This window comes from Bradyrhizobium sp. USDA 4532, from assembly GCF_024171315.1.
Classification (GTDB): Bacteria; Pseudomonadota; Alphaproteobacteria; order Rhizobiales; family Xanthobacteraceae; genus Bradyrhizobium; species Bradyrhizobium australafricanum.
On the sequence record NZ_JALJZN010000001.1, the window covers coordinates 5,479,871 to 5,506,178 of the forward strand.

At 64.7% G+C, this 26,308-nt stretch carries 25 protein-coding genes; 10 read left to right on the plus strand and 15 right to left on the minus strand.

Annotated elements, in window-relative coordinates; all coding sequences use genetic code 11:
• Positions 1-427: 427 nt before the first annotated feature.
• Together J2R76_RS25275 and J2R76_RS25280 are read right to left on the minus strand one after the other, a co-directional pair.
• Entirely contained in the window at positions 428-1,297 is an 870-nt protein-coding gene (locus J2R76_RS25275; protein WP_082654003.1) for a patatin-like phospholipase family protein, read from the minus strand.
• Between the two features lie 252 nt (positions 1,298-1,549).
• Positions 1,550-2,323, minus strand: a complete 774-nt coding sequence (locus tag J2R76_RS25280) for a ferredoxin--NADP reductase (RefSeq protein ID WP_076832718.1) — start codon at positions 2,321-2,323, stop codon at positions 1,550-1,552.
• Positions 2,324-2,620: 297 nt separating this feature from the next.
• Here J2R76_RS25280 and J2R76_RS25285 point away from each other — a divergent pair, with 297 nt between their 5' ends.
• A complete protein-coding gene (locus J2R76_RS25285; RefSeq protein ID WP_253625165.1) occupies positions 2,621-3,556 on the plus strand; it encodes a RimK family alpha-L-glutamate ligase in 936 nt (311 codons plus the stop codon).
• A gap of 58 nt (positions 3,557-3,614) precedes the next feature.
• Here J2R76_RS25285 and J2R76_RS25290 read toward each other — a convergent pair whose 3' ends face one another.
• Together J2R76_RS25290 and J2R76_RS25295 are read right to left on the minus strand one after the other, a co-directional pair.
• A complete protein-coding gene (locus J2R76_RS25290; RefSeq protein WP_076832724.1) occupies positions 3,615-3,815 on the minus strand; it encodes a hypothetical protein in 201 nt (66 codons plus the stop codon).
• A 20-nt stretch (positions 3,816-3,835) separates the two neighbouring features.
• Positions 3,836-4,192 (minus strand): response regulator, encoded by a 357-nt coding sequence (locus J2R76_RS25295; RefSeq protein WP_076832727.1) that lies wholly within the window; start codon positions 4,190-4,192, stop codon positions 3,836-3,838.
• Positions 4,193-4,406: 214 nt separating this feature from the next.
• Here J2R76_RS25295 and J2R76_RS25300 point away from each other — a divergent pair, with 214 nt between their 5' ends.
• Positions 4,407-4,664, plus strand: coding sequence for a hypothetical protein (locus J2R76_RS25300; protein WP_158074232.1), 258 nt, complete (start codon positions 4,407-4,409; stop codon positions 4,662-4,664).
• A gap of 336 nt (positions 4,665-5,000) precedes the next feature.
• The gene (locus tag J2R76_RS25305; protein ID WP_028337614.1) at positions 5,001-5,228 is read left to right on the plus strand and encodes a hypothetical protein; all 228 of its coding nucleotides are present in this window, start codon (positions 5,001-5,003) and stop codon (positions 5,226-5,228) included.
• Positions 5,229-5,285: 57 nt separating this feature from the next.
• Here J2R76_RS25305 and J2R76_RS25310 read toward each other — a convergent pair whose 3' ends face one another.
• Both J2R76_RS25310 and J2R76_RS25315 read right to left on the minus strand, forming a co-directional pair.
• Positions 5,286-6,242, minus strand: a complete 957-nt coding sequence (locus J2R76_RS25310; RefSeq protein WP_076832732.1) for an amino acid ABC transporter substrate-binding protein — start codon at positions 6,240-6,242, stop codon at positions 5,286-5,288.
• 12 nt (positions 6,243-6,254) lie between these two features.
• Complete coding sequence (locus tag J2R76_RS25315) at positions 6,255-7,544, minus strand: dicarboxylate/amino acid:cation symporter (protein ID WP_057020131.1); 1,290 nt, start codon at positions 7,542-7,544, stop codon at positions 6,255-6,257.
• A 241-nt stretch (positions 7,545-7,785) separates the two neighbouring features.
• Here J2R76_RS25315 and J2R76_RS25320 point away from each other — a divergent pair, with 241 nt between their 5' ends.
• Positions 7,786-8,787: an NADP-dependent oxidoreductase gene (locus tag J2R76_RS25320; RefSeq protein ID WP_057020132.1), complete on the plus strand. Its 1,002-nt coding sequence runs from the start codon at positions 7,786-7,788 to the stop codon at positions 8,785-8,787.
• A 390-nt stretch (positions 8,788-9,177) separates the two neighbouring features.
• Here J2R76_RS25320 and J2R76_RS25325 read toward each other — a convergent pair whose 3' ends face one another.
• Positions 9,178-12,345 carry an efflux RND transporter permease subunit gene (locus J2R76_RS25325; RefSeq protein WP_253625166.1) on the minus strand — a complete coding sequence of 1,056 codons (3,168 nt, stop codon included), beginning with the start codon at positions 12,343-12,345 and terminating at the stop codon, positions 9,178-9,180.
• Between the two features lie 12 nt (positions 12,346-12,357).
• The gene (locus tag J2R76_RS25330) at positions 12,358-13,515 is read right to left on the minus strand and encodes an efflux RND transporter periplasmic adaptor subunit (protein WP_253625167.1); all 1,158 of its coding nucleotides are present in this window, start codon (positions 13,513-13,515) and stop codon (positions 12,358-12,360) included.
• A 249-nt stretch (positions 13,516-13,764) separates the two neighbouring features.
• Between J2R76_RS25330 and J2R76_RS25335 the strand changes: the two genes are divergently transcribed.
• From J2R76_RS25335 to J2R76_RS25355, 5 genes are all read left to right on the plus strand, one after another.
• Positions 13,765-14,550 carry a cysteine rich repeat-containing protein gene (locus J2R76_RS25335; protein ID WP_375166535.1) on the plus strand — a complete coding sequence of 262 codons (786 nt, stop codon included), beginning with the start codon at positions 13,765-13,767 and terminating at the stop codon, positions 14,548-14,550.
• A gap of 39 nt (positions 14,551-14,589) precedes the next feature.
• A complete protein-coding gene (locus J2R76_RS25340; RefSeq protein ID WP_028336261.1) occupies positions 14,590-14,811 on the plus strand; it encodes a cysteine rich repeat-containing protein in 222 nt (73 codons plus the stop codon).
• 110 nt (positions 14,812-14,921) lie between these two features.
• Positions 14,922-15,134: a hypothetical protein gene (locus J2R76_RS25345; RefSeq protein WP_076832741.1), complete on the plus strand. Its 213-nt coding sequence runs from the start codon at positions 14,922-14,924 to the stop codon at positions 15,132-15,134.
• A gap of 115 nt (positions 15,135-15,249) precedes the next feature.
• On the plus strand, positions 15,250-16,380 hold the full coding sequence (locus J2R76_RS25350) for an FAD-dependent monooxygenase (RefSeq protein WP_076832743.1): 1,131 nt from the start codon (positions 15,250-15,252) through the stop codon (positions 16,378-16,380).
• Positions 16,377-17,987 carry a benzoate-CoA ligase family protein gene (locus J2R76_RS25355; RefSeq protein WP_076832746.1) on the plus strand — a complete coding sequence of 537 codons (1,611 nt, stop codon included), beginning with the start codon at positions 16,377-16,379 and terminating at the stop codon, positions 17,985-17,987. Before J2R76_RS25350 ends, J2R76_RS25355 begins: the two co-directional genes overlap by 4 nt.
• Before the next feature lie 341 nt (positions 17,988-18,328).
• On the opposite strand, the gene J2R76_RS25360 is transcribed toward J2R76_RS25355, so the two are convergent.
• Genes J2R76_RS25360 through maiA form a run of 3 tightly spaced genes read right to left on the minus strand, consistent with a single transcriptional unit; the run spans position 18,329 to position 20,647 of the window.
• Positions 18,329-19,513 carry a 3-hydroxybenzoate 6-monooxygenase gene (locus J2R76_RS25360; protein ID WP_076832749.1) on the minus strand — a complete coding sequence of 395 codons (1,185 nt, stop codon included), beginning with the start codon at positions 19,511-19,513 and terminating at the stop codon, positions 18,329-18,331.
• On the minus strand, positions 19,513-20,025 hold the full coding sequence (locus tag J2R76_RS25365) for a MarR family winged helix-turn-helix transcriptional regulator (RefSeq protein ID WP_057020139.1): 513 nt from the start codon (positions 20,023-20,025) through the stop codon (positions 19,513-19,515). The genes J2R76_RS25360 and J2R76_RS25365 overlap by 1 nt, the downstream gene beginning before the upstream one ends.
• Entirely contained in the window at positions 20,015-20,647 is a 633-nt protein-coding gene (gene maiA / locus J2R76_RS25370; protein ID WP_076832895.1) for a maleylacetoacetate isomerase, read from the minus strand. The genes J2R76_RS25365 and maiA overlap by 11 nt, the downstream gene beginning before the upstream one ends.
• Before the next feature lie 158 nt (positions 20,648-20,805).
• On the opposite strand from maiA, the gene gtdA reads away from it, so the two are divergent.
• The gene (gene gtdA, locus J2R76_RS25375; RefSeq protein WP_076832754.1) at positions 20,806-21,846 is read left to right on the plus strand and encodes a gentisate 1,2-dioxygenase; all 1,041 of its coding nucleotides are present in this window, start codon (positions 20,806-20,808) and stop codon (positions 21,844-21,846) included.
• Between the two features lie 186 nt (positions 21,847-22,032).
• On the opposite strand, the gene J2R76_RS25380 is transcribed toward gtdA, so the two are convergent.
• From J2R76_RS25380 to J2R76_RS25395, 4 genes are all read right to left on the minus strand, one after another.
• Positions 22,033-22,860, minus strand: coding sequence for an ABC transporter permease (locus tag J2R76_RS25380; protein ID WP_076832755.1), 828 nt, complete (start codon positions 22,858-22,860; stop codon positions 22,033-22,035).
• Complete coding sequence (locus tag J2R76_RS25385; RefSeq protein ID WP_076832758.1) at positions 22,853-23,626, minus strand: ABC transporter ATP-binding protein; 774 nt, start codon at positions 23,624-23,626, stop codon at positions 22,853-22,855. Before J2R76_RS25385 ends, J2R76_RS25380 begins: the two co-directional genes overlap by 8 nt.
• Before the next feature lie 158 nt (positions 23,627-23,784).
• A complete protein-coding gene (locus J2R76_RS25390; protein ID WP_076832761.1) occupies positions 23,785-24,789 on the minus strand; it encodes an ABC transporter substrate-binding protein in 1,005 nt (334 codons plus the stop codon).
• A 114-nt stretch (positions 24,790-24,903) separates the two neighbouring features.
• Positions 24,904-26,265, minus strand: a complete 1,362-nt coding sequence (locus tag J2R76_RS25395) for an FAD-dependent oxidoreductase (RefSeq protein ID WP_076832897.1) — start codon at positions 26,263-26,265, stop codon at positions 24,904-24,906.
• Positions 26,266-26,308: the final 43 nt, after the last annotated feature.

The following is a 26,308-nucleotide window of genomic DNA, read 5'->3' on the forward strand; positions in this document are numbered from 1 at the left end:
CGAAGGGGAGCGCATGCGATAACCTGCCGTCGCAGGGCGCGCTGCCAAAATATCGAAAACAACCCCATGCAAAGGAGCCGGCTGCGGCCGGCGCTCGACAGGGCGACTTGACACGTCGGGCAACTCACCGGCACAATTCCACTATTCCGAAATCGTGATGTGAGTCTGCGGCTCCTCCAACCCGTCGTCCCTGCCTAGTGCGCACTTGCGCACGGGAGCAGGGACCCATAACCACAAATGCCAATTGTTGGGCCGCGCTGGAACGACGAGTCCCTTCAACAAGGTCCGCCGCGGCGTATGGGTCCCTGCTTTCGCATTGCGAAAGCAGGGACGACGATGAGGATGGTTCTCGATTCAAGGCGTCACGCCACGCGGTGCGGCGCATGTGAGTGCGCTTGCGGGGAGATGAGGAGAATGCACCGTTCGCCTAATGCTCGTGCGGCTGCAATTCGTGCGGGATGTGGCCCGGCTTCAGACCGTCGCCGTCGAGCCAGGCGTTGGTGGTGTCGAGCGCCCGCGTGATATGATCCGAGGTCCGGGAGAAATCGTAGGGCGAGCCGACCAGCGGGCAGAGCGGCGGCACCACGAAGTACTCGACATCGGGCCCGATGTTCTCGAGCTCGTTGACGAGCTGCCGCGCGATCAGGAGCGTCAGCGCGTGCAGGGCATTGGCGAGCGCGCCGACCGGCGGCGCCTGGTTGGCGCAGGCATGCCCGGTCGGCAGCACGATCAGGCGTTTGGCACCGTGCCTGACCGCAACGCGGACCGGCGTGTTGCTGGAGATCGCGCCATCGGCCAGGAAACGATCGCGGTAGTGCACCGGCGTGAACGCGCCCGGGATCGCGGTCGACGCGACGATCGCCTCCGCTGTCGAACCTTCCGACAGCACCACGCTGTCGCCGCTGATGATGTCTGTGGTGACGATGTGGATCGGGATCCGCGCGTCCTCGAGATTGCGGAACGGGATGTAATCGTCGATCAGCTTGCGGACGCCGTCATGCGGGATCAGGAAGTCACGCCGCCACAGGAAGCTCACCAGCGTCCGCCAGGTCACCGGAAACACGTCCTGACGGCTGAGGCCGCGCCAGATCTCGGCCAACCGCGCGACGCCCGAGACCGTCGGGTCGCCGGCGTAGAACGCGCCGTTCAGTGCGCCGACGCTGGAGCCGACCACCATGTCGGCAACCACGCCATGCGCGGCCAGCGCCTGCAGCATACCGACCTGGATCGCGCCAAAGCTGCCGCCGCCGGCAAACACAAAGGCGGTTTTCGGTGCATCCGGATCGGTGATGGACAAGGTTCTGCTCCCAAATCGCCGCGTTCGCGCAAAGGCCGCGCGGCGTTGGGGGCGTTATAGCAGCGTGGCAATGGTGCGCACTACAAACACCATCGTCGTCCCGGCCTAGTCTAGTGAGCAATTGCGCACGGGGCCGGGGCCCATAACCACAAATGCAAAAGGCTGAAGCACGGTGGGGCCTCAGCCTTCGTCCAATCAGCAACGGTGGTTATGGGTCCCGGGTCGCGCTTCGCTTGCCCGGGACGACACCGGTTAGCGCTCGACGAACGCCTTCTCGATCACGAAGTGACCGGGAGTGTTGCCGCTGCCTTCCTTGAAGCCGCGCGTCTCGAACAGCTGCTTCAGCTCTTCCAGCATCGCCGGGCTGCCGCACATCATGATGCGATCGGTCTCGATGTCGAGCGGGCCCTGATGCAGGTCACTGAACAGCTGGTTGGAGGTGATCAGATCGGTGATGCGGCCGCGGTTGCGGAACGGCTCGCGCGTCACGGTCGGGTAGTACGAGAGCTTCTCGGACAGCAGCGGCCCGAACAGCTCGTCGTCGCGCAGCTTGGCGACCAGCTCCTCGCCATAGGCGAGCTCCGAGACCTGACGGCAGCCATGCACCAGCAGGATCTGATCGTAGCGATCATAGACCTCGGGGTCCTTGATCAGGCTGGCGAACGGGGCGAGGCCGGTGCCGGTCGACAGCAGCATCAGCCGCTTGCCGGGAATCAGGTTGTCGGTGATCAGCGTGCCGGTCGCCTTGCGGCCGACCAGGATGGTGTCGCCCTCGCGGATCTTCTGCAGCTTGGAGGTGAGCGGGCCGTCCTGCACCTTGATCGAGAAGAACTCGAGCTCTTCCTCGTGATTGGCGCTCGCCATCGAATAGGCGCGCAGCAGCGGCCTGCCGTCGACCTCAAGGCCGATCATGGCAAACTGCCCGTTCTGGAAGCGGAAACCGGAATCGCGGGTCGCCCGGAAGCTGAAAAGCGTATCGGTCCAGTGCTGAACGGAAAGAACTTTCTCTCGATAGAACGCGCTCATGGGTTTTCGTTTTCTCGACTGACCAGAATTAGAATGGTTTGATTTCTAGACGGCTCGCGACGGCGCGGAAGTGGCCGAAATCACTGAAGATCTCGCGTGTCCATTGCGCCAATGCAGGAGATAGTCAAGATCAACTGGCGTGCAATTGCGATCTCAGAATGGCAGTCGTTCGATTTCGCGCAGAGGTTCAACGGCGTCATCGTTAACACGTGGCGCTGTACGTAATTTACTTGCTGAGATCGGCATCGATCTGGCAATTAATTGCTACAAAAACCGCGGTGAAGGGAAAATGATCTCGTGGTCCTGATCAGCCAGCGAATCTTCCTGGAAACCATCAAAAAATATTGTTTGGCGCACGCGATTGCCGTCGAGGTGCGGTCCGGCGGCTGGCTGGTCACCATGACCAAGGGCAACGCGCGGCGGCTCGCGATCGGCTACGACGTCGGGCTGAACAGCGCGGTCGCGCATCAGGTCGCCAACGACAAATCGGCCTGCGCGGACGTGCTGGCATCGGCCGGCGTCCCCGTCATTCCGCATACGCTGTTTTTGGGCGCGAAGCTCAGCAAGCACATCCCGGGATCGGACTCGCTGGACGCGATGCAGCGTCTGCTCGAGCAGCATCCGCAGGGGCTCGTCATCAAACCCAATGAGGGGACCTCCGGCGAGCTCGTGTTCCGCGTGACGACGCGGGCGCAATTGGAGACCGCGGTCGCGCGCGTCCTTGCCGCACATCCAAGTCTCGCCATCTCGCCCTATGTCGAGATCGTGGACGAGGTGCGCGTCGTGCTGCTCGATGCGCGCGCGCTGACCGTCTACGGTAAGGCGCGCCCGTCGGTGACTGGCGACGGCATCCAGTCGCTGCGCGCGCTGGCGCAGGCGAGCGCGACGGCCGAGCAACTCAAGACCATCACCGAGGATTTCGATGCCGCCGCGCTCGACGCCGTTCCGCCCGCCGGCGAACGGCTTCTGCTGAACTGGCGGCACAACCTCGATGCCGGCGCGGAGCCCGTGCTGCTCGCCGATGACGCAATGCGCGAGGCCTGCGTCGCGCTCGCGATCAAGGCCGCGCAAGCCGTCGGCATCCGCTTCGCCTCGATCGACGTCGTGCGCACGGACGGCGCGTGGAAAATCCTCGAGGTGAACACCGGGGTGAAGATGGAAGCGCTGGGGCGCCGGCATCCGGCGTTGGTCGAGGCGGCGTATTCGGCGGCGCTGGACGAAGTGTTCGCGTAGCGTTTCCCTGCCCGACGACCCAGGCTCGCCGGCGCGATCCTGCACTGTGTGCGCCCGATCAGTCTTGCGGGTGCTCCTTTTCATAGGCGGCGACGATCAATTCCGATTGCTCGATCTGTGCCGTGAGACGATCGATCTCGGCTTGCGTCTCTGGAAACACGTCAGCCCCCGCCGTATTTCCGGATTGCAATTCCGCGATCAGTTCCCGGTTCTTCGCAATCTGCTCCCGGTGCCAATCGATTTCGGGATCGTCTTGCATGGGCCACCCGTCGGCGAGATCTACGACGCCAGCTCTCGCAGCAGCATGGGTGGATAAACCGGCTTCTCGAAAAACTTGACGCCCTCAGGCAGCGCGCTGTCCGGGGGCCGGCCCGAGATGACCATAACGCGCACGCCCGGGTCGCAATCGACGGCCAAGCGTGCAAGCTCGACGCCATCCATTTTGCCCATGAGCTTGATATCGGTAACCACCAGCGACGGATGACGCATCTTGATGGCCAGCGCTGCCGTCTCGGCGTCTTCGCACTGGATGACGTCGAAATGGCCTTCTTCCAACAACAGCGCAATCATGTCGCGCTGGATCGTGTCGTCTTCGACCACAATTGCTATTTGACGAATTGGTCTCGCGTAAGCCATGGCGACCTCCGAACGATCAACCAGAGTTAATGATCGAGGACGCTGATGGTTCTGGTTCCCGCTTCATGAGGGACTGTTCCGGCAGACCTTGCAGGTTCCGTGCGGAACAACTTTGCAGGTTTCAGCGTCATCGATGGGCGACAAGCCGGACGAGCCGAATGGTTCGGGCCTGAGCAAGGGAATTCTTGCGAGATAGTGCCAGGAGGCAGAGCTCATGAAGAACGTTGTGCAGTCGGATCAGGATCCTTGCGAATCCCACGGGACTAACGTGACGGCCGGCGCGACAGGCTATGCGTCCTCTCGACGATTGATCGAGGATCAGGCGCTTAAACGACCCGCGCTCGCCAAGCGGCCCAGGATGCAGCACGAGACGACCGATCCGCTCCGCGCTCGCCTGCCGCACGACGTCATTTCCGAAATGGAAGCAGAGCTGAAGCAACAGGTCGATCGAATCGTCGCCGAACGACATTAGCCGGTGAAGCGACGAGTTCGCAGACCGCAACAGCCGAATCTTGCCTGCCGATGATGCTCCAGAGATCGCGGCGCGTGGACACTCGAAGGAAGATCCCGCCGGATCGACGGAGCTTTGATGGGAGCGATTCTTGGGCGCGCGGTTTTCCAGGTCATGGTTGTTCTGGCGGCGGTCGGCATCGTTGCCCTCGCATGCATGGCGGTTCGCGGCGGCTGACGCGGGGGCGGCGGTACAGCCGGCACCGAAGTTCTGACCGTCATTTTGATCGATTCAGCGCCTTGCTCATCCTGCGCAAGGGAGTACGCTTCCGTGCATTGATTGATCCGGAAACAGATTATGCGCAAACTTCTTTTGAGCTTCGTCGCACTCGCGGCGTTCGCCGCCGCCTTCAATCCTCCGGCCGCCAACGCGGTGTTTTGGCGCGGCGTCACGGCGCCGACGAATATCGACATCCACGGCTACCCGATCATCAAGGAGCCGCCTCCGAGCACATGCCAGTTGATCCATGTGAACGGATACTGGGTCCGGCAGTGCCTGGATTTGTCGCGGCGTTATTGGCGGTGAACGGCGCGCACCGGGCTTTCCGACCTCTCCCGCAAGGGGAGAGGCCTAAATTCGCGGCTAGTTCGACCCGCCCGGCGAATCGTCGAGCGCCTTGAAGGCCTCTTCGAGCTGCGGTGACAGCGCGACGTTCAGCTTCTCGCCGGTCGGCAGCCGGGCGACGAACCATTTGTTGTAGAGCGGGACGATGTCGCGGTTCGAGGCCAGCCTGCGGAACGCGCGCTCGACCACGTCCTTCATCTGCGGCTCGCCCTTGCGGTACATGATGCCGTAGGGATCGTAGGACAGGTAGTCGCCGGTGACGCGGAATTTGTCCTGCGACTTGTGCCGCGCGATCAGGCCGTGGAGCAGGATGTCGTCGGTCGCGAACGCATCCGCCTTGCCGTCCACCAGCATCTGGTAGGACTGCTCGTGGTCGGGGGCGGTGACGATGTTGAGGCCGAGCTTTTGCTTGGCGTCGACATTGTGCATCGCCTGCTCGTTGGTGGTGCCCTTGGTCACCACCACCGTCTTGCCCTTCAGGTCGGCGACCTGGGTGACGCCGGAGGCCTTCGGCACCATCAGCTTGGTGCCGGCCACGAACATCAGCGGCGAGAATGCGACCTGCTTGCCGCGCTCGGCATTCGCCGTGGTCGATCCGCATTCAAGGTCGATCTTCTTGTCGACGACCGCCGGAATGCGGTCGTCGGAGGTGACCTTGACGTAGTCGACCTTGAGATTGGCGTCGTCGACCTCGGTCCCGATCTCCTCGACGATCGCATCGCACAGCTCGAGGCTGTAGCCGATCGGCCGGTTGGAGTGATCGAGGAACGAGAACGGCGGCGAGCTTTCGCGATAGCCGATCCGCACCGTGTGCGTGGCCTTGATGTTGGCGAGCGTGGGGCTGAGCCCCTCGACCGCCGGCTGTGCGGACGCCGGTGCGGCGAGCAGGCTTGCCGCCAGCAGACAAGCTGACAGCAGGCGTGTCGACAGGAGAGGCGCCTCAGCCCGTATCGGCCTCCAGCGGGCGCGGTGCATGCATGCCTCCCGTCAATGGCCGGCCATCACGGCGCCGGGCACCGCATCCTGCGGCACCGCGTCGTCGGGCCCGAGCTCGTGCTCGGGCTTCAACTCACCCTCCCACTTCGCGACCACGGCGGTCGCCAGCGAGTTGCCGATCACGTTGGTGGCGCTGCGGCCCATGTCGAGGAAGGTGTCGATGCCCATGATCATCAGCAGGCCCGCCTCGGGGATGTTGAACTGCGCCAGCGTCGAGGCGATCACCACCAGCGACGCGCGCGGCACGCCGGCGACGCCCTTGGAGGTGATCATCAGCGTCGCCAGCATCGCGAGCTGCGTGCCGAGCGACATCTCGATATGGTAGGTCTGCGCGATGAAGATGCTCGCGAAGGTGCAGTACATCATCGTGCCGTCGAGGTTGAAGGAATAGCCGAGCGGCAGCACGAAGGCCGAGATGCGCGAGGAGGCGCCGAACCTGTTCAGCCCCTCCAGCGTCTTCGGATAGGCCGCCTCCGATGAGGCGGTCGAGAACGCGATCATCAGCGGCTCGCGGATCAGCCGCAAAAGATGGCTGTAGCGCGGCCCGATCACGATGAACCCGACGACGACCAGGATGCCCCACAGGATCAGGAGCGAGAGATAGAATCCGCCCATGAAGACGATGAGCTTCCAAAGCACGCCGAGGCCGTTCTTCGAGACGGTCGCCATGATCGCGGCCCATACCGCGAGCGGCGCGAACAGCATCACATAGCCGGTGACCTTGAGCATGATGTGCGCGAGGTCGTCGATCAGGCTCATGATCGGCTTGGCCCGTTCAGGCATCGCACCGAGCGCGACCGCGAAGAACACCGCGAAAACGACGATCTGCAGAATCTCGTTCTGCGCCATCGCGTCCGCGATCGAGGTCGGGATCAGATGGGTGAGGAATTTTTCGATCGAGAACGCCGACACCGGCAGTCCGGTCGACTGCGCCTTGTCGGGCAGCGTGCCGGGGAAGTTGGCGCCGGGCTGCAGCAGGTTGACCATCACGAGGCCGAGCAGCAGCGAGACGAAGGAGGCGGAGACGAACCAGCCCATGGTCTTGGCAAAGATGCGGCCGAGCTTGGCGCCGCTTCCCATATGGGCGATGCCGCCGACGAGGGTTGCGAAAACCAGCGGCGCGATGATCATCTTGATCAGACGCAGGAACAGCATCGCGATCAGGTTGACGTCTGCTGCGATCTCGGCACGGCTGTCAGGAAAGTAGTTGAAGACAATCGTCCCCATCGCGATGCCAAGGACCATCGCAATCAGGATATACTGCGTAAACCTGCTGGACATTCTCTTACCCCCGTCAGTTCCCGGCGGAGGGCAAGTGTGGCAGATTTACGCAGCTACGCAACACGCTTCGCGTCCAGCGGGACTTTGCCGAAACGTTCCCGTTGTGGAATGCCAGCGCGCGGACTAGCGTTCATGCAGCGCACAATCTGTGCAAGGCGCTGCGCGCGTCGCGGTCAATTTGCATGCGAAACGACCAACGCCAAGGGAAGGCAAAGCGAAGGCAAAGGGGGAGACACCGCCAATGAACGACACCGTCAATCGCCAGATCCTGCTTGTCGAAAAGCCGACCGGCAAGCTTGGCCCCGAGCATTTTCGTCTGACCACGGGGACGATCCCCACGCCGAAGGACGGCGAGGCGCTGGTGCGGACGCGCTACATCTCGCTCGATGCCGCCAACCGCGCCTGGATGCACGGCGCCACTTACCGCGCTGCGGTGGAAGCCAACACCGTGATGGCCGGCGGCAGCATCGCCGAGGTGATCTCGTCGAAGGATTCTAGCCTGAAGCCCGGCGACATCGTGTTCGGCGACACCGGCTGGCAGGATTATGCCGCCGTGCCCGCCAAGCACCTGGCAAAGATGCCGAAGCTCGAGCCGATGACGCATCTGCTCAGCGTCTACGGCGTTGCCGGCCTGACCGCCTATTTCGGCCTGCTCCACGTCGGCAAGCCCAGGGAAGGCGAGACCGTGGTGGTGTCGGCGGCCGCGGGCTCGGTCGGCTCGATCGTCGGCCAGATCGCTGGGATCAAGGGCTGCCGCGTCGTCGGCATCGCCGGCGGCAAGGACAAGTGCCATTGGCTGACCAGCGAGCTCGGCTTCGACGCCGCGGTCGACTACAAGGACGGCGCGACCTACAAGGCGCTGCGCGCGGCGGCGCCCAAGGGCATCGACGTCTATTTCGACAATGTCGGCGGCGACATTCTGGAAGCCTGCCTGGCGCAGATGAACAATCGCGGCCGCATCGCCTGCTGCGGCGCGATCTCGCAATATGACGGCGTCCCCTCCGCGCACGGCCCGCGCGGCGTGCCCGGCCTGATCGTGGTGAAGCGGCTGATCATGCAGGGCTTCATCGTGATGGACTACATGGACCAGCGCGACGCCGCACTCGCCGACCTGCAGTCCTGGGTCGCCTCGGGCAAGCTCAAGGTGCAGGAGGACGTGATCGACGGCCTCGAGAACACGCCGCAGGCGCTGATCGGGCTCTTGGCCGGCGAAAATCGCGGCAAGCGCATGGTGAAGGTGTAGGCGGGGAACATCTCCGAACCCGTCATCCCCGCGCAAAGGCTTCGCCTTTGTCGCTGGAGGAGCGCGTAGCGCGTCTCGAAGGATGCACGGCCCGGCTGGTGGCCGTCGCCCCTTCGAGACGGCCGCTTCGCGGCCTCCTCAGGGTGACGGGGATGCAGCGCAATCTCTCCCCTCGTCGTCCCGGCGAAAGCCAGGACCCATAACCACAGGGTTGAGTCGTTAGAAAGCTGTGACCCCAGCGTCGTGCAACAATGACCTTCGGTGGCTATGGGTCCCGGCTCCCGTGCGCAATTGCGCACTAGGCCGGGACGACATCGAGTATGTTGCGTCATCGAGAGTCATCCATTCACGGCCTCTCAGGGGCACGGTGATAGGTTTGAATGCGCAGACCTAATGCGCCGTGCCCGACGCCTGTGGAGCGGCTTGCGGCGCCGTCTTGCCTTTCTTCGCCTTGCGCCAGTTCTCAAAACTCTGCACCACGACGAAGAACGCCGGCACGAACAGCACGGCGAGGCAGGTCGAGGCGATCATGCCGGAGAACACGGTGATGCCGATCGACTTGCGGGCGTTTGCGCCGGCGCCGGTCGCGATCACCAGCGGCAGCACGCCGAGGATGAAGGCGAACGACGTCATCAGGATCGGCCGGAATCTCGCGCGTGCCGCGTCGATCGCCGCATCCAGCACCGACCGTCCGTCGCGCAGATGACGTTCCAGCGCGACCTCGACGATCAGGATCGCGTTCTTGGCCGACAGCGCGATCAGCAAGATGGTGCCGATCTGGGTGTAGAGGTTGTTCTCGATATTCAGGCTCAGCAGCACCAGCGTCGGGCCGAGCAGCGACAGCGGCACGGCGAGGATCACCGAGATCGGCGCGTACCAGCTCTCATATTGCCCGGCGAGCACGAGATAGACCAGCAGCAGCGCCAGCGCGAACACGTAGTAGATCTGACTGCCGACCTCCTTCTCCTGGTACGACATCGCCGTCCACTCGAAGCCCGACCCGGGCGGCAGCGTCTTGGCCGCGATCTCCTCCATCAGCGCCATCGACTGGCCGGACGAGTAACCCTGCGCCGGCAGCCCGATGATGGAGGCGGACGGATAGAGGTTGTAGAGGCTGATCAGCGACGGTCCGATCGAGGGCGTGATCTTGGCGACCGTGCCGAGCGGGATCATGTCGCCGTTGCTGTTGCGCACCATCATGTTCTCGATGTCGCGCAGGCTCAGGCGGTACTGTGCCTCGGCCTGGGTATAGACCTGGAAGGTGCGGCCGAACTTGGTGAACTGGTTGACGTAGCTGGCGCCGAGATAGGACGACAGCGCCGCGAAGATCTGGTCGGGGGTGACGTGCAGGGTCTGCGTCTTGATGCGATCGACGTCGACGTCGAACTGCGGCACCATCGAGCGGAACGACGACTGGACCCGCTGCAGCGCGCTCTGGGTCTGTGCATTGGCCACGATCGCCCCGGTGACCGCCTGCAGCTTGCCGTAGTCGGCATTGCCGTCGCGCAGCTCGACCTGCATGGCAAAGCCGGCGGCGTTGCCGATGCCCTGGATCGGCGGCGGCGGGATCACCAGGATGCGCGCCTCCGGGATCACCGCGAGCTTGTCGTTGAGCCCGTAGACCAGCGAGCGCAGATCCTCGCCCGGCCCGCGCGCGCCCCAGTCCTTCAGGATCAGATAGGCGACGCCGGCATTGGCGAGGCTCGAGGAATTGTCGAGCGCAGAGATGCCGGCGATCGAGACCACCTGGTCGACGCCGGGCGTCTTGCCGGCGATCCTGGTGACCTCGTCGAGCACGTGCTGGGTGCGGTCGAGGGCCGCGCCGTCGGGCAATTGCACCGCGGCGAGCAGATAGCCCTGGTCCTCGATCGGAATGAATCCGGTCGGCACCCGCGACAGGCCGTAGCCGGCAAGCCCGATGATGACAAGCGCAACGGCGACCGAGGTCTTGGCATGCCCGGCGATGCCGCTGACCAGCCGAGTGTAGCCGCGCTCGAGCCGGTCATAGACCGCGTTGAAGCCGCGATAGAAGAAATTGCGCTGCTCGGGCGGCGCGGGGGGACGCAGCCATAGCGCGCATTGTGTCGGCTTCAGCGTCGCGGCGTTGACGGCGCTGAGCAGCGCGGTGGCGGCGATCACCAGCGCGAATTGCGCGTACATTCGCCCGGTCAGCCCGGGCAGGAACGCCGCCGGCAGGAACACCGAGATCAAGACCAGCGTGATGCCGACGATCGGCGCGAACAATTCGTCCATCGCCTTGATCGCGGCGTCGTGGCCCGACATGCCGCGCTCGATATTGTGCGCCGCGCCCTCGACCACGACGATGGCGTCGTCGACCACGATGCCGATCGCCAGCACGATCGCAAACAGCGTCGACAGGTTGATGGTGAAGCCGAGCGCCGCCATGGCCGCGAACGCGCCGATGATCGTGACCGGCACGGTGGTTGCCGGCACCAGCATCGCCCGCCAGTCCTGCAGGAAGACCAGGATCACGACCAGCACCAGCAGGCCGGCCTCGAACAGGGTCTTGTAGACCTCCTCGATCGAGGCGTTGACGAATTTGGTGGTGTCGAACGGCGTGTCGTATTTGATGTCCTGCGGGAACTGCCTGGCGAGCTCCGCCATCTTCTTCTCGACGGCCTTCTCGACCTGCAAGGCATTGGCGCCCGGCGACTGGAACACGCCGATGCCGGTCGCGGGCTTCTGGTTCAGCGAGAAGATCTGGCTGTAGGTCTGCGCGCCGAGCTCGACCCAGCCGACGTCGCGGACCCGGGTCACGTCGCCGACATTGCCTGTCTTGACGATGATGTCCTCGAACTGGCTCTTGTCGTCGAGCCGGCCGTTGACGTTCAGCGTGTACTGGAACGCCTGGCCCGCCGGCGTCGGCGGCGCGCCGACCTGGCCGGCGGTGACCTGCTGGCTCTGCTGCTGGATCGCCTGGATGACGTCCTGCGGCACCAGCCCGCGCACCTGCAGCTTGTTCGGATCGAGCCAGACCCGCATCGAATATTGCCCGGCGCCGAACACCGTGACGTTGCCGACGCCCGGAAGGCGCGACAGCTCGTCCCGGATGTTGATGGTGGCGTAGTTCGACAGGAACAGGCTGTCATAGGTCTTGTTCGGCGAGGTCAGCGTCACGAACAGCAGGATCGAGGTCGACCGCTTCTGGACCGTGACGCCCTGGTTCTGCACCGAGGTCGGCAGCTGCGACAACGCGCTGGAGACACGGTTCTGCACCAGCACCTGCGCGAAATTGAGGTCGGTGCCGATCTTGAAGGTCACCGTCAGCGTATAGGTGCCGTCGGCGCCGCTGTAGGACTGCATGTACAGCATGTCCTCGACGCCGTTGACCTGCTGCTCGATCGGCAGCGCCACGGTGTCGACCACCGTCTTGGCCGAGGCGCCGGGATAGCGCGTCGTCACCTGCACCGTCGGCGGCACCACGTCGGGATATTGCGCGACCGCGAGATTGTACAGCGCCACGCCGCCGATCAGGATCATCAGGATCGCGATGACGTTGGAAAGGACCGGGCGCTCGATGAAGAATTTCGAGATCATGGCGCGTGCGTCCTATTTGGCGGCTGTCGGCGCCGCGTCGGCCTTCTGCACCTGCGGATCGACCTTCTGCCCGGGGATCGCGCGCAGCAATCCGGCAGTCACGATGCGGTCATCCGGCTTCAGGCCCCTCTCGATGACGCGCAGCCCCTCATCGAGCGGGCCGGTCGTCACCTTGCGCTGCTCGACCACATTCTCGGCATTGACGACCAGCACGTAGCGGCCGGCCTGGTCGCTGCCGATCGCGACGTCGGGCACCAGCAGCGCGTTGTCCTGCTTGTCGAACGGCACGCGAACGCGGACATAGAAGCCGGGCAGCAAGGTCCGGTCCGGATTTGCGAACACGCCGCGGACCGCGAGCGTGCCGGTCGACTGGTTGAGGGTCGGCGAGATGTAGTCAAGCTTGCCCTTGTGAGGAAAGCCGGTCTCGGTCTGCAGGCCGACCTCGACCGGCAACTGCCTGAGCTCGTTGACCGTCAGACCACGACGGCGCGCTTCATCCCGCACGCGCTGCACGTCCTGTTCGTTGACGTTGAAATTCACATAGATCGGATCGAGCTGCACGATGGTGGCAAGCTGCGTCGGCGACGTCACGCCGACCAGTTCGCCGACCGAGACCAGGTGATTGCTGACGATGCCGTCGAACGGCGCGGCCACGTTGGTGTAGCCGTAGTTGACCGCCGCGATCCTGGTGTTGACCTGGGCCTGCTGCAGGCTGGCCTGGGCGTTGTCCCGGGTGGAGGTCGAGGTATCAAGGGTCGCCTGCGAGACCGCCTGCCGCTGCACCAGATCGGTCTGCCGCTTGAAGTCGAGCTCGGCCTGCTTCAGCGTCGCCTGCGCGCCGACCTCTGCGGCCTGCGCCTGTTCCAGCTTCAGCTTGTAGGTCTCCGGCTCGATCGTGAACAGCGTGGTCCCCGCCTTCACGAAGGAGCCGTCCTGATAGTTGATCGCCTGCAGGAAGCCCTGCACGCGCGCGACCAGATCGACGGTCTGGATCGGCGCGGTGTTTCCGGTGGCGTCCAGATAACGTGTGATGGCGCGCTGCACCGGCGGCGCAACCTCGACCTTGGGCGGCGGCGGCGCAACAAAACTGTTTTGCTCGCAGGCACTTAAACTGACGAAGGCCGATACGACGAACGCGATGCGCGCAAGCGGTGCATTTCGCAGCCGCACAAAACTGCTCCGACCGAAATGTGCTGACGCGCGCGCATGCCTCATTTCCGAGCCTCGATTCAAATGACTAAATTTAAAGATCTCGTGACGGGCAAAAAATCCGCCTGCTTCATCCATAGCAACAATCCGCTTGCAGCGGAACTCGAAAGCGAAAATGATGCCGCTCGCCGAGGTTGCTACAACAAGACTTTTTCAGAACTCAGTTCAGTTGAGCCGGAGACATCCGGCGCGACCAGAGGATTAATTCAGATGATCAATGCGTTGACACGAGCAACGAAGCTGTCCGCATGTCTTGCGCTTGCAGCATCCATGAGCACCGCACCGGCCTTGTCGCAGGCGCCGACCCAGGCGCAGCGCGACGCCATCAAGTCGCAATGCCGCAACGACTACATCGCCCATTGCTCCAGCGTACCGCCGGGCGGCGAAGCCTCGCTGCAATGCCTGCAGAAGAACATGGCAAGCCTCGGACCGGGCTGCGCCAGCGCGGTGAAGGCCGTCGAAGCGCCGGCTGCCGCACCGAAGGCAGACTCCGCGCCCGCGGCGGCCAAGACCGAGGCTGCGCCCGCGGCAACGGCCAAGCCCGCCACCGAAGCCGCCGCACCGAAGGCGGCCGGGACGCCGTCCAACACGCAGATCTCCGCGATCCGCAGCGCATGCCGCTCCGATTATCCCAAGGTTTGCGCGGGCGTGCCGACCGGCGGCGCGGCGGCGCTGCAGTGTCTCGAAAAGAACAAGGGCAAGCTTTCGCCGGCCTGCGAGAAGGCCGTCGCCGCCGCTGGTGGCGGCGCCGCCGCGCCGGCCGCCGGCGCTGCAGCGACGACAGCACCAGCCGCGGCGCCGGCCGTGATCGCGTTGCGGCCGCTGCGACCGCGCGAAGAGCTGTTCGTGCTGCGCTCGGCCTGCGGCGCCGACGTCCGCTCGATCTGTGGCGGCGTCCAGCCGGGCGGCGGGCGGATCGTGCAGTGCCTTGCGACCAATGCCGGCTCGCTGTCGCCGGCGTGCCGCGATGTGTTGGCGCCGTTCGCGGCGCGGTAATCCTGTTGTCACGCGACTGACCGGAAAAGCGAGCGAACAATGCTGCGTATCGTCCTGACCGCCGCGCTGCTTTGCGGCGCAACCGCTGTCTACGCGCAGGAACTGACCACCGCGCAACGCGACGCCTGCATGGGCGACTACGAGAAGTTCTGCAAAAGCGTGACGCCCGGCGGCGGCCGCATCATCGCCTGTCTCGCCAAGCAGAGCGACAAGCTGGCGCCCGCCTGCAAGAAGGTGCTGGCGGAAGCGGAAAAGAAATAGCCGCGCGGGCGGTGAGACGACATGTGCCCGGCGATTTGCCGGGCACGGAACCGCAGCACCTTGTTGCCACCTGCAGGCCAACCATGCCTCACCCGGGAGAGGGAATTTTCATGCGTTCAATATTGCTGATCGCCGCGGCCCTGCTGTCCTTTGCCGCGACCATGACCTTCGAGTCCTTCGGCGCCAATGCGGTCGTTTGCGCGCGCGGCGTCTACCGCGCCGGCTGCGCCGGTCCCAACGGTGCGGTCGTCGCCCGCAAACCCGTCGCCGCCGGCTGCCGCTGGGTATGGGTCGACGGGGTCAAGGCCCGCCGCTGCTACTGAACCCTTCGGCCCCACGCGGCTAGTCGCTGCACGCATTTTCCCTCTGGCGTTCCCGCCGGAGGGCGATTAGTCTGGAGCCAAATTGTAAGTACACTGTCAATCTGGGAGGCAGACGTTGCGGATCGCCGTGATCGGCGGAGGGCCCGGCGGGCTCTATTTCGCCTATCTGTGGAAGAAGCGTCATCCCGACGCCGAGATCGACCTGTTCGAGCAGAACGCGGCCGGCGCCACCTGGGGCTTCGGCGTGGTGTTCTCCGAACAGGCGCTGGACTTCCTGCGCGCCGACGACCCTGAGACGGTCGACGCCATCGCCCCGCTTATGGAGAGCTGGAAGAACATCACCCTCAATCTGCGCGGCAAGAGCGTCGAGATCGACGGCGTCGGGTTCTCCTCGATCGGCCGGCTGGCGCTGCTGACGATCCTGCAGGAGCGGGTCCGCAGCACGGGCGTCACGCCACGCTTCGACACCGTGGTGCAATCGGTCGACCAGCTCAGGGGTTACGACCTGATCGTTGCCGCCGACGGGCTGAACTCGATGGTTCGCCGCGGCTATGAGTCCGCCTTCGGCGCCTCGGTCTCGCATTCCACCAACAAATTCGCCTGGTACGGCACCACCAAGACCTTCGCGACGCTGTCGCAGACCTTCGTGGCGACCGAGCGCGGCAGCTTCAACGCCCATCACTATCGCTATGCGAAGGACATGAGCACCTTCCTGGTCGAATGCGACGCGGCGACCTGGGCGGCCTACGGCTTCGCCGACAAGAGCATCGAAGAGTCGCAGGCGATCTGCGAAGATATATTCGCCGCGGCGCTGGACGGCCACCGGCTGATCTCGAACAAATCGGTGTGGCGCAATTTCCCGTGGATCTGGAACGAGCGCTGGTCGCACGGCAACATGGTGCTGATCGGCGATGCGCTGCATTCGGCGCATTTCTCGATCGGCTCGGGCACGCGGCTCGCGATCGAGGATGCGATTGCGCTGACCAAGGCGCTGGAGACCGAGAGCGGCATTGGCGCCGCGCTTGCCCGCTACGAGAGCGAGCGCAAGCCAATCGTGAAGAAGCTCGTCACCGCGGCGCGGACCAGCGCCGACTGGTACGAGCACTTCCCCGCGCACATGACGCTCGACCTGATGGATTTCGCCTACAGCTACATCACCCGTTCCGGCCGGATCGACGACGCGCGGCTGCGCGCGATGTCGCCCGCCTTCATGGCCCGCTACGCAGCCGCAAAGGGACAATCATGACCGGGATCGCCGACCAGGTTCCGCTGGACAATCCCGGTGCGCGCGAGATCGGCTTTACGATCCCCGAGCGCTACAATGCGAGCTGCATCCTGTTCGACAATCTCGGCAACGGGAATGCCGAGCGCCTGGCGCTGACCGGCCCGGCCGGCACGCGGACCTATCGCGAGCTCTGCGCTGAGGCCGCACGCTGGGGCCACGCCTTCCGGTCGCTTGGACTGCAGCGCGGCGATCGCATCCTGCTGTTTCTCGACGACACCCCGGCCTATCCCGCGGCATTCTTCGGCGCGGTGCGTGCCGGCTTCGTGCCACTCTTGATCAACACGCTGACGACGCCCGAGCTGCTGCAATTCTACCTGTCCGACGCCGGCGCGCAGGTCGCCGTCACCGATGCGGAATTCTGTGCGCGCTTCAACGCGGAAGCCTGCAAGGACACGCCGCTGCGTACGCTGGTGGTGGTCAACGGCGCCGCCGGTGATCACGCGGCTGCCGAAACGCGCGAGGCCGCTGATTGGCTGCAAGCGTTTCCGACCGAGCTCGACGCGGCCGACACGCACCGCAACGAGATGGCATTCTGGATGTATTCGTCGGGCTCGACCGGCCGTCCCAAGGGCATCGTGCATCTGCAGCACGACATGGCCTATAGCGAGCGCGCCTTTGCCCGCAATGTGCTGAAGCTTTCGCCCGGCGACATCTGCTTCTCGGTGCCGAAGATCTTCTTCGCCTACGGTTTCGGCAACTCGATCACGTTTCCATTCTCCGTCGGCGCCGCGACGCTGCTGCTGCCGGGCCAGCCGAAACCGGCCGCGATCTTCGCGGCGATCGGGCAATATCGCCCGACCGTGTTCTTCGGCCTGCCGACGCTCTACATCTCCCTGACCAAGGCTGAAGGTGCCGACACCGCCGATTTCTCCTCGCTGCGGATGGCGGTCTCGGCCGCCGAAGTGCTGTCAGCCGACGTCTTCAACGGCTGGAAGCGGCTCACCGGGCTCGAGATCATCGAAGGCCTCGGCTCGACCGAAGTGCTGCACGTCTATCTCAGCAACCGCGCGGAACAAAAGAAGCTCGGCGCCGCCGGCCTGCGCGTGCCCGGCTACGAGATCATGCTGCGCGACAGCGATGACCGCGAGGTCGGCGACAATGAGGAAGGCATCCTGTGGGTGCGCGGCGATTCCGCGACCCCGCTGTACTGGAACCGGCCGGACAAGACCGCCGAGACCGTGCGCGAGGACGGCTGGATCTACACCGGCGACCGCTTCATGCGCGACAGCGACGGCTTCCACTTCTTCCGCGGCCGCGCCGACGATCTGATCAAGATCTCCGGCCAGTGGGTCTATCCGCTGGAGGTCGAGCTCTGCCTCGCCGATCACCCCGACGTCCGCGAATGCGCCGTCTACGCCGCCGAATTGCCGGACCGGCGCATGACGCTGCGCGCCGTGGTTGTCATGAACAAGGCCGGCTTCGACACAGCCGAAGCGACGCGGCGGCTGCAGGACTACGTCAAGACAAGGCTGTTGCCGTACAAATATCCGCGCGAGGTCAAATTCATCGACGAGCTGCCGAAGACCGGCACCGGCAAGATCGACCGGCAGGCGGTGATGCGGATGTAGGGCGTTGGTTGATGGACGCGGCCACCGCAAATTCAATGTCGTCCCGGCGAAAGCAGGGACCCATAACCACAAATGCTTGTGGCGCAAAGGCTGGGGCCCCAGCCTGCCATCACAACAGCCTTCGGTGGTTATGGGTCCCGGATCGCGCTTCGCTTGTCCGGGACGACGAGCATTAGCTGCCCCGCCATCCCGCCACACATTCGATGTCGTCCCGGCGAAGGCCGGGACCCATAACCACAAATATTTGCGGCGCAAAGGCTGGGGCCCCAGCCTGCCATCACAACAGCCTTCGGTGGTTATGGGTTCCGAATCGCGCTTCGCTTGTCCGGGACGACGAGTAATTAGCTGCCCAGCCCCGTCCCGCCATACAGCCAGGCGATGTCATCGCACCACTCGACCTGCGACTTCGCGCTCATGATCGCGTTGCGGATGCGGGCGTGCTCGCCTGCGGGATGGTAGACGTGTTCGCCGATCGCGCGTGACATCAGTTGCACGCGCGCGGTGCGCGGGAAGCGTTGCGCGCTGTAGACCTCCAGCGCCGCTGTCTGGTCATCGTGACTGGCCAGCATGTGCGACAGGCAGACCGCGTCCTCCATCGCCTGGCAGGCGCCCTGCGCGAAATATTGCAGCATCGGATGCGCGGCGTCGCCGAGCAGCACCACGCGGCCGTCGATCCACTGCTCGTTCGGATCGCGGTCGCACAACACCCAGAGCTTCCAGTTGGTGCCGTGGCGGATGATGTTCTGCGCCCGCTCATGGACGTGGGTAAAACCCTTCATCACCTCGGCCTCGGACACCGGCTTGCCTGCAACCGGCTCCGGCGCATTGTTGTGATAGGTGACGACGAGGTTGAACACCTTCCAGCCCGACAGCGGATAATGCACGATGTGGCATTTCGGGCCGGCCCACAGCGTCGCCGCATTCCAGCGCAAATCCTCCGGCATCTGCTCGGTCGGGATCACCGAGCGATAGGTGGTGTGGCCGGAGACGCGCGGCGGGCCGTCCGACGTCACCTGCTTGCGGATGTTCGACCACAAGCCATCGGCGCCGATCAGAAGCCGGCCGGTGATCCGCTCGCCATCGGCGAGCTTTGCCGTCACCGACGAACCATCCTGCTCGTAGCCTGCCACCTCGCTGGACACGCGCAGTTCGATCAGCTCGTGATTCTGGCACGCGCGCAGGAATACGCCATGCAGATCGCCGCGATGTACCACGGCATAGGGATTGCCAAACCGCGCGCGAAAGGCGTCGCCGAGATCGATATGGGTGATCTCGTCGGCGGTCAGCGCATCCATCAGCCGGAGCTGATCGATATAGACGGCCATGTTGCGCGCGGCCTCGCCGACACCGAGATAGTCGAAGGCGTGGAACGCGTTCGGGCCGAGTTGGATGCCGGCGCCGATCTCGCCGAGCGCGGCGGCCTTCTCCAGCAGGATCGAGCGGATGCCTTTTTGCGCGAGGCCCAGCGCCACGGCAAGGCCGCCAATGCCGCCACCCGCGATCAGGACAGGTCTCGTCTCCGCCATCAGCCCGACCTCCCGAGATGTTCGAGCGCGTCCTCGGCGCGCAGCGGCACCCGCGACGCTTCGTTGTTGAGGTCGACGAGCTGGGTCAACAGCGCCAGCAGCGTCTTGCGGTCGGCCGGCTTCAGCGGCTGCAGCATCCGCGCCTGCGCCTTGTCGACCGAGGGCATGATGTCGCTCAACACAGCCGCGCCGGCCTTGGTAAGATAGAGCAGCTTGACGCGCTTGTCCTCGGGCGCCGGCTTGCGCACGATGAACTCCTTGGCCTGCAGCCGTTCGATCACGTTGCCGAGCGTGGAACGGTCGAACGCGATCACCGCCGAGAGCCTCGTGGCGTCGATACCGGGATGGGTCGAGATCGTGACCAGCGCGGCGTATTGCACCGGCGTCAGGTCGAACGCCCTGCACTCCTCGATGAACAGCGCGACCGCGATCTGCTGCATCCGCCGGAACAGGTAGCCGGGCGCGGTATAGACCGCGTCCATGGTGACAGGCGCTGGTTTGTTATTCGGCATCGGGCTGCTTGTCCGGAGCGGCGTCGGCAAACGCCTTGATTTGCTTTGCCGCGGCCTCGGCCTTGAGCAGGCGCGGATAGGCCGAGACGTCGACACCGAAGCGCCGCGCATTGGCGAGCTGCGGCACCAGGCAGAGATCGGCCAGTGTCGGCGCATCGCCAAAGCAGAACGGGCCGGACTCCGCCGCGATCAGGGTCTCGCAGGCCGACAGTCCCTCGCGATTGGCCCAGGCCGCCCATTCCGTCACCTGCTCCTCGGGCAGGCCGAGCTGACGCAGCCGCGCCAGCACCTTCAAATTTTGCACCGGATGCGTATCGCAGGCGATCGCCTGCGCAAACGCCCGCACCTTGGCGCGCCGCAGCGGATCTTTCGGCAAGAGCGGCGGGTTGGGATTGGTCTCGTCGAGCCATTCGATGATCGCGAGCGACTGGGTGAGGATCGCGCCGGCGTCGCTCTCCAGCGTCGGTACCAGCCCCTGCGGATTGATCGCGAGATAGGCCGGCGCGCACTGCTCGCCCTTGCGCAGATGATGCGGCAGATGCTCTGAGGTGAGCCCCTTCAGGTTGAGGGCGATCCGGACCCGGTAGGACGCGCTGCTCCGGAAATAGCCATGCAGCTTCATCGGAACCTCCCTTGCATTATTCTGGTTTGGCGCGCTTTCTTTGCGCGAACCGGTATCCACTTCGCTCGAAAACGCCATGGCTTGCTTCATTGACGCTAGCCATATTGTCAGTATACTGTCAATTAAATTGCACCGACAAGAATGATGGGAGGCTTGCCATGGAAGCCGTGCAGAAGACCCCGGAGCGCGACGCATTCTACAAGAAGATCGACGGCCAGAACCTCTCGGCGCTGTGGAACGTGATGAACGATCTGATCACGCCGGAGCCGAAAAGCGCCTGCCGTCCGCACTTGTGGAAGTTCGACCAGATCCGCGACTACATGAACGAGGCCGGCAAGCTGATCACGGCCAAGGAAGCCGAGCGCCGCGTGCTGGTGCTGGAAAATCCCGGCCTGCGCGGCCAGTCCAAGATCACGACCTCGCTGTTCGCCGGCGTGCAGATGGTGGTGCCGGGCGACATCGCCCCCGCCCATCGCCATGCCCAATCGGCGCTGCGCTTCGTGCTCGAGGGCAAGGGCGCGTTCACCGCCGTCGACGGCGAGCGCACCGCGATGTCGCCGGGCGACTTCGTCATCACGCCGTCGATGACCTGGCACGATCATTCCAACGAAACCAATGAGCCGATGTTCTGGCTCGACGGGCTCGACATCCCGATGGTGCAGTTCTTCGACTGCTCGTTTGCCGAAGGCGCCAAGGAAGATCAGCAGTCGATCTCCAAGCCGGCCGGCGCCAGCTTCGCGCGCTACGGCCACAATCTGCTGCCGATCGACCAGAAGCGAACCTCGAAGACCTCGCCGATCTTCAACTATCCCTATGAATACACCCGCGAGGCGCTGGAGAAGGCCAAGGTCAGCGACGAGTGGGACGCCTGCCACGGGCTGAAGCTGAAATTCTCCAACCCCGAGACCGGCGATTTCGCGATGCCGACCATCGGCACCTTCATCCAGCTGCTGCCAAAGGGTTTCAAGACCGCGCGCTATCGCGCAACCGATGCGACCGTGTTCGCCGCAATCGAGGGCAAGGGCCGCACAAGGGTCGGTGACCAGACCTTCGAGTGGGGACCGCGCGATTTGTTCGTGGTACCGAGCTGGCACTGGGTCACCCACGAGGCCGATGCCGACTCCGTGCTGTTCTCGTTCTCCGACCGCCCGGTGCAGCAGAAGCTCGACCTGTTCCGCGAGGACAGGGGGAACGCGTAACGATCGTCTGCGCAAGGCACGCAGCGCCCACCTCACGTCGTCCCGGCGAAAGCCGGGACCCATAACCACCAATCTTGATTGGTTGAACGCGTTGGAGCCCCAGCCTTTTTCTAACAACCACGCCCTGTGGTTATGGGTCCCGGCCTTCGCCGGGACGACACTTTGTGTGTGGCGGCAGCGCCCCCCTTACCGCCAGTGCAGCAACCGCGTCTCCAGCAAATTGATCAGCTTCCCCACCGCAAGCCCGAACAGCGACAGGATCACGACGCCGGCGAGCAGCTGATCGGTCTGCATCAAATTGCCGGCCTGCAGGACGAAAGCGCCGATGCCGTATTGCGCGCCGATCATCTCGGCGCTGACGACGAGCAAGAGTGCCACCGACGCGGTGATGCGGAAGCCGGCGAGGATCGAGGGCAGCGCGCCCGGCCAGATCACGCGGCGGACAATGGCGTGGAACGGCACGTTGAAGCTTTGCGCCATCCGGATCAGATTGCGCGGCACCGCATCGACGCCGCTATAGACCGAGATCGCGGTCGAGAAGAACACGCCAAGCGCAATGGTCGCGATCTTCGGCTCCTCGCCGATCCCAAGCCATAGAATGAGCAACGGCAGCAGCGCGATCTTCGGAATCGGAAACAGCGCCGAGATGAAGGTGATGCCGACGCCGCGCGCCATCGTCGACAGCCCGATCGCGAAGCCGACCACGACGCCGGCGGCCGTGCCGATGATCCAGCCGGTACCGATCCGCATGATCGACCACGACAAGTGCTGCCACAGCGCACCCGACATCGCGAGCTTATAGATCGCGAACGCGATCGCCGACGGCGCCGGCAGGAACAGCGGATTGACCCAGCCTGCGCTGCCGGCGAGTTGCCAGACCGCGATCACGAGCGCGAGCGCGATCCAGCCGGCATGGCGGCTGCCACCAGACGTGAAGCCGGCGCCGCGAAACGCGACCGGGCGCGTCGCCTCCGCCGACTGGTCTTTCGCTTCCTGCGGCGCGCGGTCAAGCATGCTGGACCTCGCGCTCGGCATCGATCGCCTCCTTCCGGATCAACGACCACAGCTCACCCTGTAGCGCGGCCATCGGCCCGCGCGCATCCGTCGTGCCGCGCTCGGCGCGCGTCATCGGGATGGTCACGATTTCCCGGATCCGGCCAGGGCGGCGCGACAGCACCACGACGCGGTCGGCGAGCCGCACCGCTTCCTCGAGATTATGCGTGACATAGACCGCGCCCATCGCGCCGTCGGCGAGCAGGCGCACGAAATCCTCCATCAGAAGCTCGCGGGTCTGCGAATCCAGCGCCGACAGCGGCTCGTCCATCAGCAGGATCGCGGGGCGAACCGCGAGTGCCCGCGCAATGCCGACGCGCTGGCGCATGCCGCCGGACAGTTGCTTCGGATAGGCGCTGCGGAAATCCGACAGCCCGGTGCGGCGCAGCGCATCGTCGATCACGGCGCTGCGCTCGCCGGCGCTCAAACCCGTATGCAACAACGGAAACGCGACGTTGTCCTCGACCGTGCTCCACGGCAGCAGCGCAAAATCCTGGAACACGAAGGTCAGCGGATTGAGGCTATCAGCCGGCGCCGCGCCGCGCAGCTCGGCGGCACCTTTGCTCGGCCGCAGCAGGCCGCCGAGGATCGACAGCAGCGTGCTCTTGCCGCAGCCGGACGGACCGACGATCGCAACAATCTCGCCCGCGCGGACCGTGAAGGAGACATCGTCGAGAACGTCGAGCGCGCCGAAGCGATGGCTGATATGGTCGGCGATCAGGTCCATCTACCGGCTCACTCTTTGACCCGTCATCCTGAGGAGCGCGCACTTGCGCGCGTCTCGAAGGATGGACGGCCGGTCACTATCGGGGCCGTCGATCCTTCGAGACGCCGCTTCGCGGCTCCTCAGGATGACGGGGATAGAGTGGTGTCTGCGGTCTAACATCAATCCGCCTTCACGTAATCCTTGGCGATGATCGCATTGGCATCGAAACCCTTGTCCACGAAACCCTGCCCCTGCAGCCATTTGATCTGGTTGTCGAGGTTCTTCACGTCGAGCTTGCCGTCGGGATCGATATAAGCGCAATTGCCGACCACCTGCGCGACCGGCAGGTTGGTGTATTTGGCGATGATCTCGAGCAGCGGCCTGGTCTTGTCGTTGATCGGCGCCACGCCGTCCTTGATCGCAGTCAGGATCACGTCGTGATATTCGTGGTCGGCACGGGTGAGCGCGGTGAGCAGCCTGGTCACCAGCGGTGCGTTGGTCAGCGCCTTCGGCGACGCGAAGATCGCCCCCAGCTGCCACGGCGTCTCGTCGCCGACCCAGCCGAGCAATTTCGCGCCGTTGGAATCCATCAGCGTCCGCGCGGTCGAGACCGGCAGCAGCGCGGCGTCGACGGTTTCGCCCTTCAGCGCCGCGGCCGCGTTCGACAGCGACTGCAGCGGCACTACCTTCACGTCGGACAGCTTGAAGCCGTATTTGTCGGCGAGCAGGCCGAGCGAATAATGGAAGCTGGAGCCGACCTGGGTCACCGCGACGCGCTTGCCCGCCAGATCCTTCGGCGTCTTGAGGCCGGCGGCATAGGCGTTGTTGCTGGCGAAATAGCCAATCAGGGGATAGCCGGCCTTCTCGCGGCTCATGCCGCCGATCACCTTCAGCGTGCCCTTGCCGGCGAGATTGTAGAGCCCCGCGGTGACGGCGGTGACGCCGAAATCGACATCGCCCGACGCGGTCGCGACCGCGATCGGCTGCGCCGCGTCGAAGAACTTGAGCTCGACGTCGAGTCCGGCGTCGCGGAGATAGCCCTTGTCCTGCGCGATGAACACCGGCGCCGAGGACGACAGCCGCAAGACGCCGATCTTCGCCTTCAGGAGATCGTCGGCCCGCGCGATGCCGCTCGCGGCCCACACCAGCATGCCCGCGACTGCGAGCCGCGCCCAACCCTTCATTCCGTCCTCCGCCTGGAGCCGCTTCCGTCCCGATTAAATCGGAACGGGGCTCCAGATTCCTGTTTTGACGCGTTTTCTTCACGCGAACCGGTATCCACTTCGCTTGAAAACGCTCTAGATTCCTTCGGGCACGGCCTGATCGCGGCCGATGAACGCGCCCTGTGTGCCGAGCTGTTGTTGCAACTTTTCGACGGAAATGTCGCGCGGAATCGTATTGCCCGACAGCGCGAGCGCGGCTGCGGTTCCCGCCGCCTCGCCCATCACAAAGCAGGCACCGGAGACGCGCGCCGCCGATTGCCCCTCATGGGTCATCGAGGCGCAGCGGCCGGCGACCAGGAGATTGTCGACGCCCTCCGGTACCAGCATGCGGTACGGCAACTCGTTATAGCCGCGGCTCTCCGGGATCGGCGGAAACTCGAAGATCACATCACCCGGCACATGGGATTCCTTCGGCCAACCATTGACGCCGATCGAATCCTCGAACGAGGCGCAGCCCAGCACGTCCTCGCCTGACAGCATGTAGCCGCCGATCACGCGCCGCGTCTCGCGGATGCCGAGCTGCGGCGGCAGATCGACGATGTAGGAATTCTCGAAGCCGGGCACCGTGCGCAGGAACCTGAACGCTTCGACCGCCTGGCGGCGGCCCTCGATCTCGCCGCGCGTCATGTCGTCAGGATCGATACCGGAAATGGCGCCGCCGTCGCTTCGCGTCACCTGGGTGAAATTCACCCGCCATTCGATCTGCGATTTCTGCGGCCGCACGATCGCCGACTTGCGCGGGAATGTGTGGGTGCCGGCGGCCTCGGCCTCAGCCATCAGCGCCGGGATGGTGCGCCAGGCATCGCCGGCCTTCGCTGGATCGATGCCGTTGAGGCGGAACATCATCGAGGGGTAGAGCATGCCGCCGGCATTATCGCCGACTTCATGGGGCGCACCGGCCCACACCGCGAGATCGCCGTCACCGGAGCAATCGATGAAGATGCTGGCGCGCACGGCCTGACGGCCGGCCTTGGTTTCCACCATCAGCGCACGGATATGCGAACCATCCATGACGACGCCGGCGCCGAGCGCGTGGAACAGAATGTCGACCTTGTGATGTGCGAGCAGATCGTCGGCCGCGATCTTGTAGGCCGCGGTGTCGTAGGCCTGCGCAAGGATCTTGCCGAGGATCAGATGTGGCGCGTTCAGCCCGCCGAGCCGGTCAATCCGCGCCAGGAGGTCGGAGGCGATGCCCTGCACCACGCGGTGCATCTCGCCGAAGATGTTGGCGTGCAGTCCGCAGAAGTTGGTCACGCCGGCCGCGGTGCCCATGCCGCCGAGAAATCCGTAACGCTCGATCAGGAGCGTCCGCCGTCCGGCACATGCCGCGCCGACCGCTGCCGCGATGCCGGCCGGTCCGCCGCCAAGCACCACCACGTCATATTCGCCATAGACCGGGACCTGCCGCGCAGGTTCTTCGATCGTGCTCGCTCGCATCATTTCCGCCCTGAACAAAGTTGATTGGGCCAACTATGAATTG

What these genes read in the sequence shown, in the direction of transcription:
- J2R76_RS25360 (WP_076832749.1), bottom strand. Translation starts at nt 19,513, where the DNA reads ATGGCGGAGACGAGACCTGTCCTGATCGCGGGTGGCGGCATTGGCGGC.
- J2R76_RS25355 (WP_076832746.1), top strand. Translation starts at nt 16,377, where the DNA reads ATGACCGGGATCGCCGACCAGGTTCCGCTGGACAATCCCGGTGCGCGC.
- J2R76_RS25280 (WP_076832718.1), bottom strand. Translation starts at nt 2,323, where the DNA reads ATGAGCGCGTTCTATCGAGAGAAAGTTCTTTCCGTTCAGCACTGGACC.
- J2R76_RS25305 (WP_028337614.1), top strand. Translation starts at nt 5,001, where the DNA reads ATGCGCAAACTTCTTTTGAGCTTCGTCGCACTCGCGGCGTTCGCCGCC.
- J2R76_RS25365 (WP_057020139.1), bottom strand. Translation starts at nt 20,025, where the DNA reads ATGCCGAATAACAAACCAGCGCCTGTCACCATGGACGCGGTCTATACC.
- J2R76_RS25300 (WP_158074232.1), top strand. Translation starts at nt 4,407, where the DNA reads ATGAAGAACGTTGTGCAGTCGGATCAGGATCCTTGCGAATCCCACGGG.
- J2R76_RS25395 (WP_076832897.1), bottom strand. Translation starts at nt 26,265, where the DNA reads ATGCGAGCGAGCACGATCGAAGAACCTGCGCGGCAGGTCCCGGTCTAT.
- maiA (WP_076832895.1), bottom strand. Translation starts at nt 20,647, where the DNA reads ATGAAGCTGCATGGCTATTTCCGGAGCAGCGCGTCCTACCGGGTCCGG.
- J2R76_RS25320 (WP_057020132.1), top strand. Translation starts at nt 7,786, where the DNA reads ATGAACGACACCGTCAATCGCCAGATCCTGCTTGTCGAAAAGCCGACC.
- J2R76_RS25335 (WP_375166535.1), top strand. Translation starts at nt 13,765, where the DNA reads ATGATCAATGCGTTGACACGAGCAACGAAGCTGTCCGCATGTCTTGCG.
- J2R76_RS25310 (WP_076832732.1), bottom strand. Translation starts at nt 6,242, where the DNA reads ATGCACCGCGCCCGCTGGAGGCCGATACGGGCTGAGGCGCCTCTCCTG.
- J2R76_RS25345 (WP_076832741.1), top strand. Translation starts at nt 14,922, where the DNA reads ATGCGTTCAATATTGCTGATCGCCGCGGCCCTGCTGTCCTTTGCCGCG.
- J2R76_RS25390 (WP_076832761.1), bottom strand. Translation starts at nt 24,789, where the DNA reads ATGAAGGGTTGGGCGCGGCTCGCAGTCGCGGGCATGCTGGTGTGGGCC.
- gtdA (WP_076832754.1), top strand. Translation starts at nt 20,806, where the DNA reads ATGGAAGCCGTGCAGAAGACCCCGGAGCGCGACGCATTCTACAAGAAG.
- J2R76_RS25380 (WP_076832755.1), bottom strand. Translation starts at nt 22,860, where the DNA reads ATGCTTGACCGCGCGCCGCAGGAAGCGAAAGACCAGTCGGCGGAGGCG.
- J2R76_RS25290 (WP_076832724.1), bottom strand. Translation starts at nt 3,815, where the DNA reads ATGCAAGACGATCCCGAAATCGATTGGCACCGGGAGCAGATTGCGAAG.
- J2R76_RS25315 (WP_057020131.1), bottom strand. Translation starts at nt 7,544, where the DNA reads ATGTCCAGCAGGTTTACGCAGTATATCCTGATTGCGATGGTCCTTGGC.
- J2R76_RS25385 (WP_076832758.1), bottom strand. Translation starts at nt 23,626, where the DNA reads ATGGACCTGATCGCCGACCATATCAGCCATCGCTTCGGCGCGCTCGAC.
- J2R76_RS25340 (WP_028336261.1), top strand. Translation starts at nt 14,590, where the DNA reads ATGCTGCGTATCGTCCTGACCGCCGCGCTGCTTTGCGGCGCAACCGCT.
- J2R76_RS25325 (WP_253625166.1), bottom strand. Translation starts at nt 12,345, where the DNA reads ATGATCTCGAAATTCTTCATCGAGCGCCCGGTCCTTTCCAACGTCATC.
- J2R76_RS25295 (WP_076832727.1), bottom strand. Translation starts at nt 4,192, where the DNA reads ATGGCTTACGCGAGACCAATTCGTCAAATAGCAATTGTGGTCGAAGAC.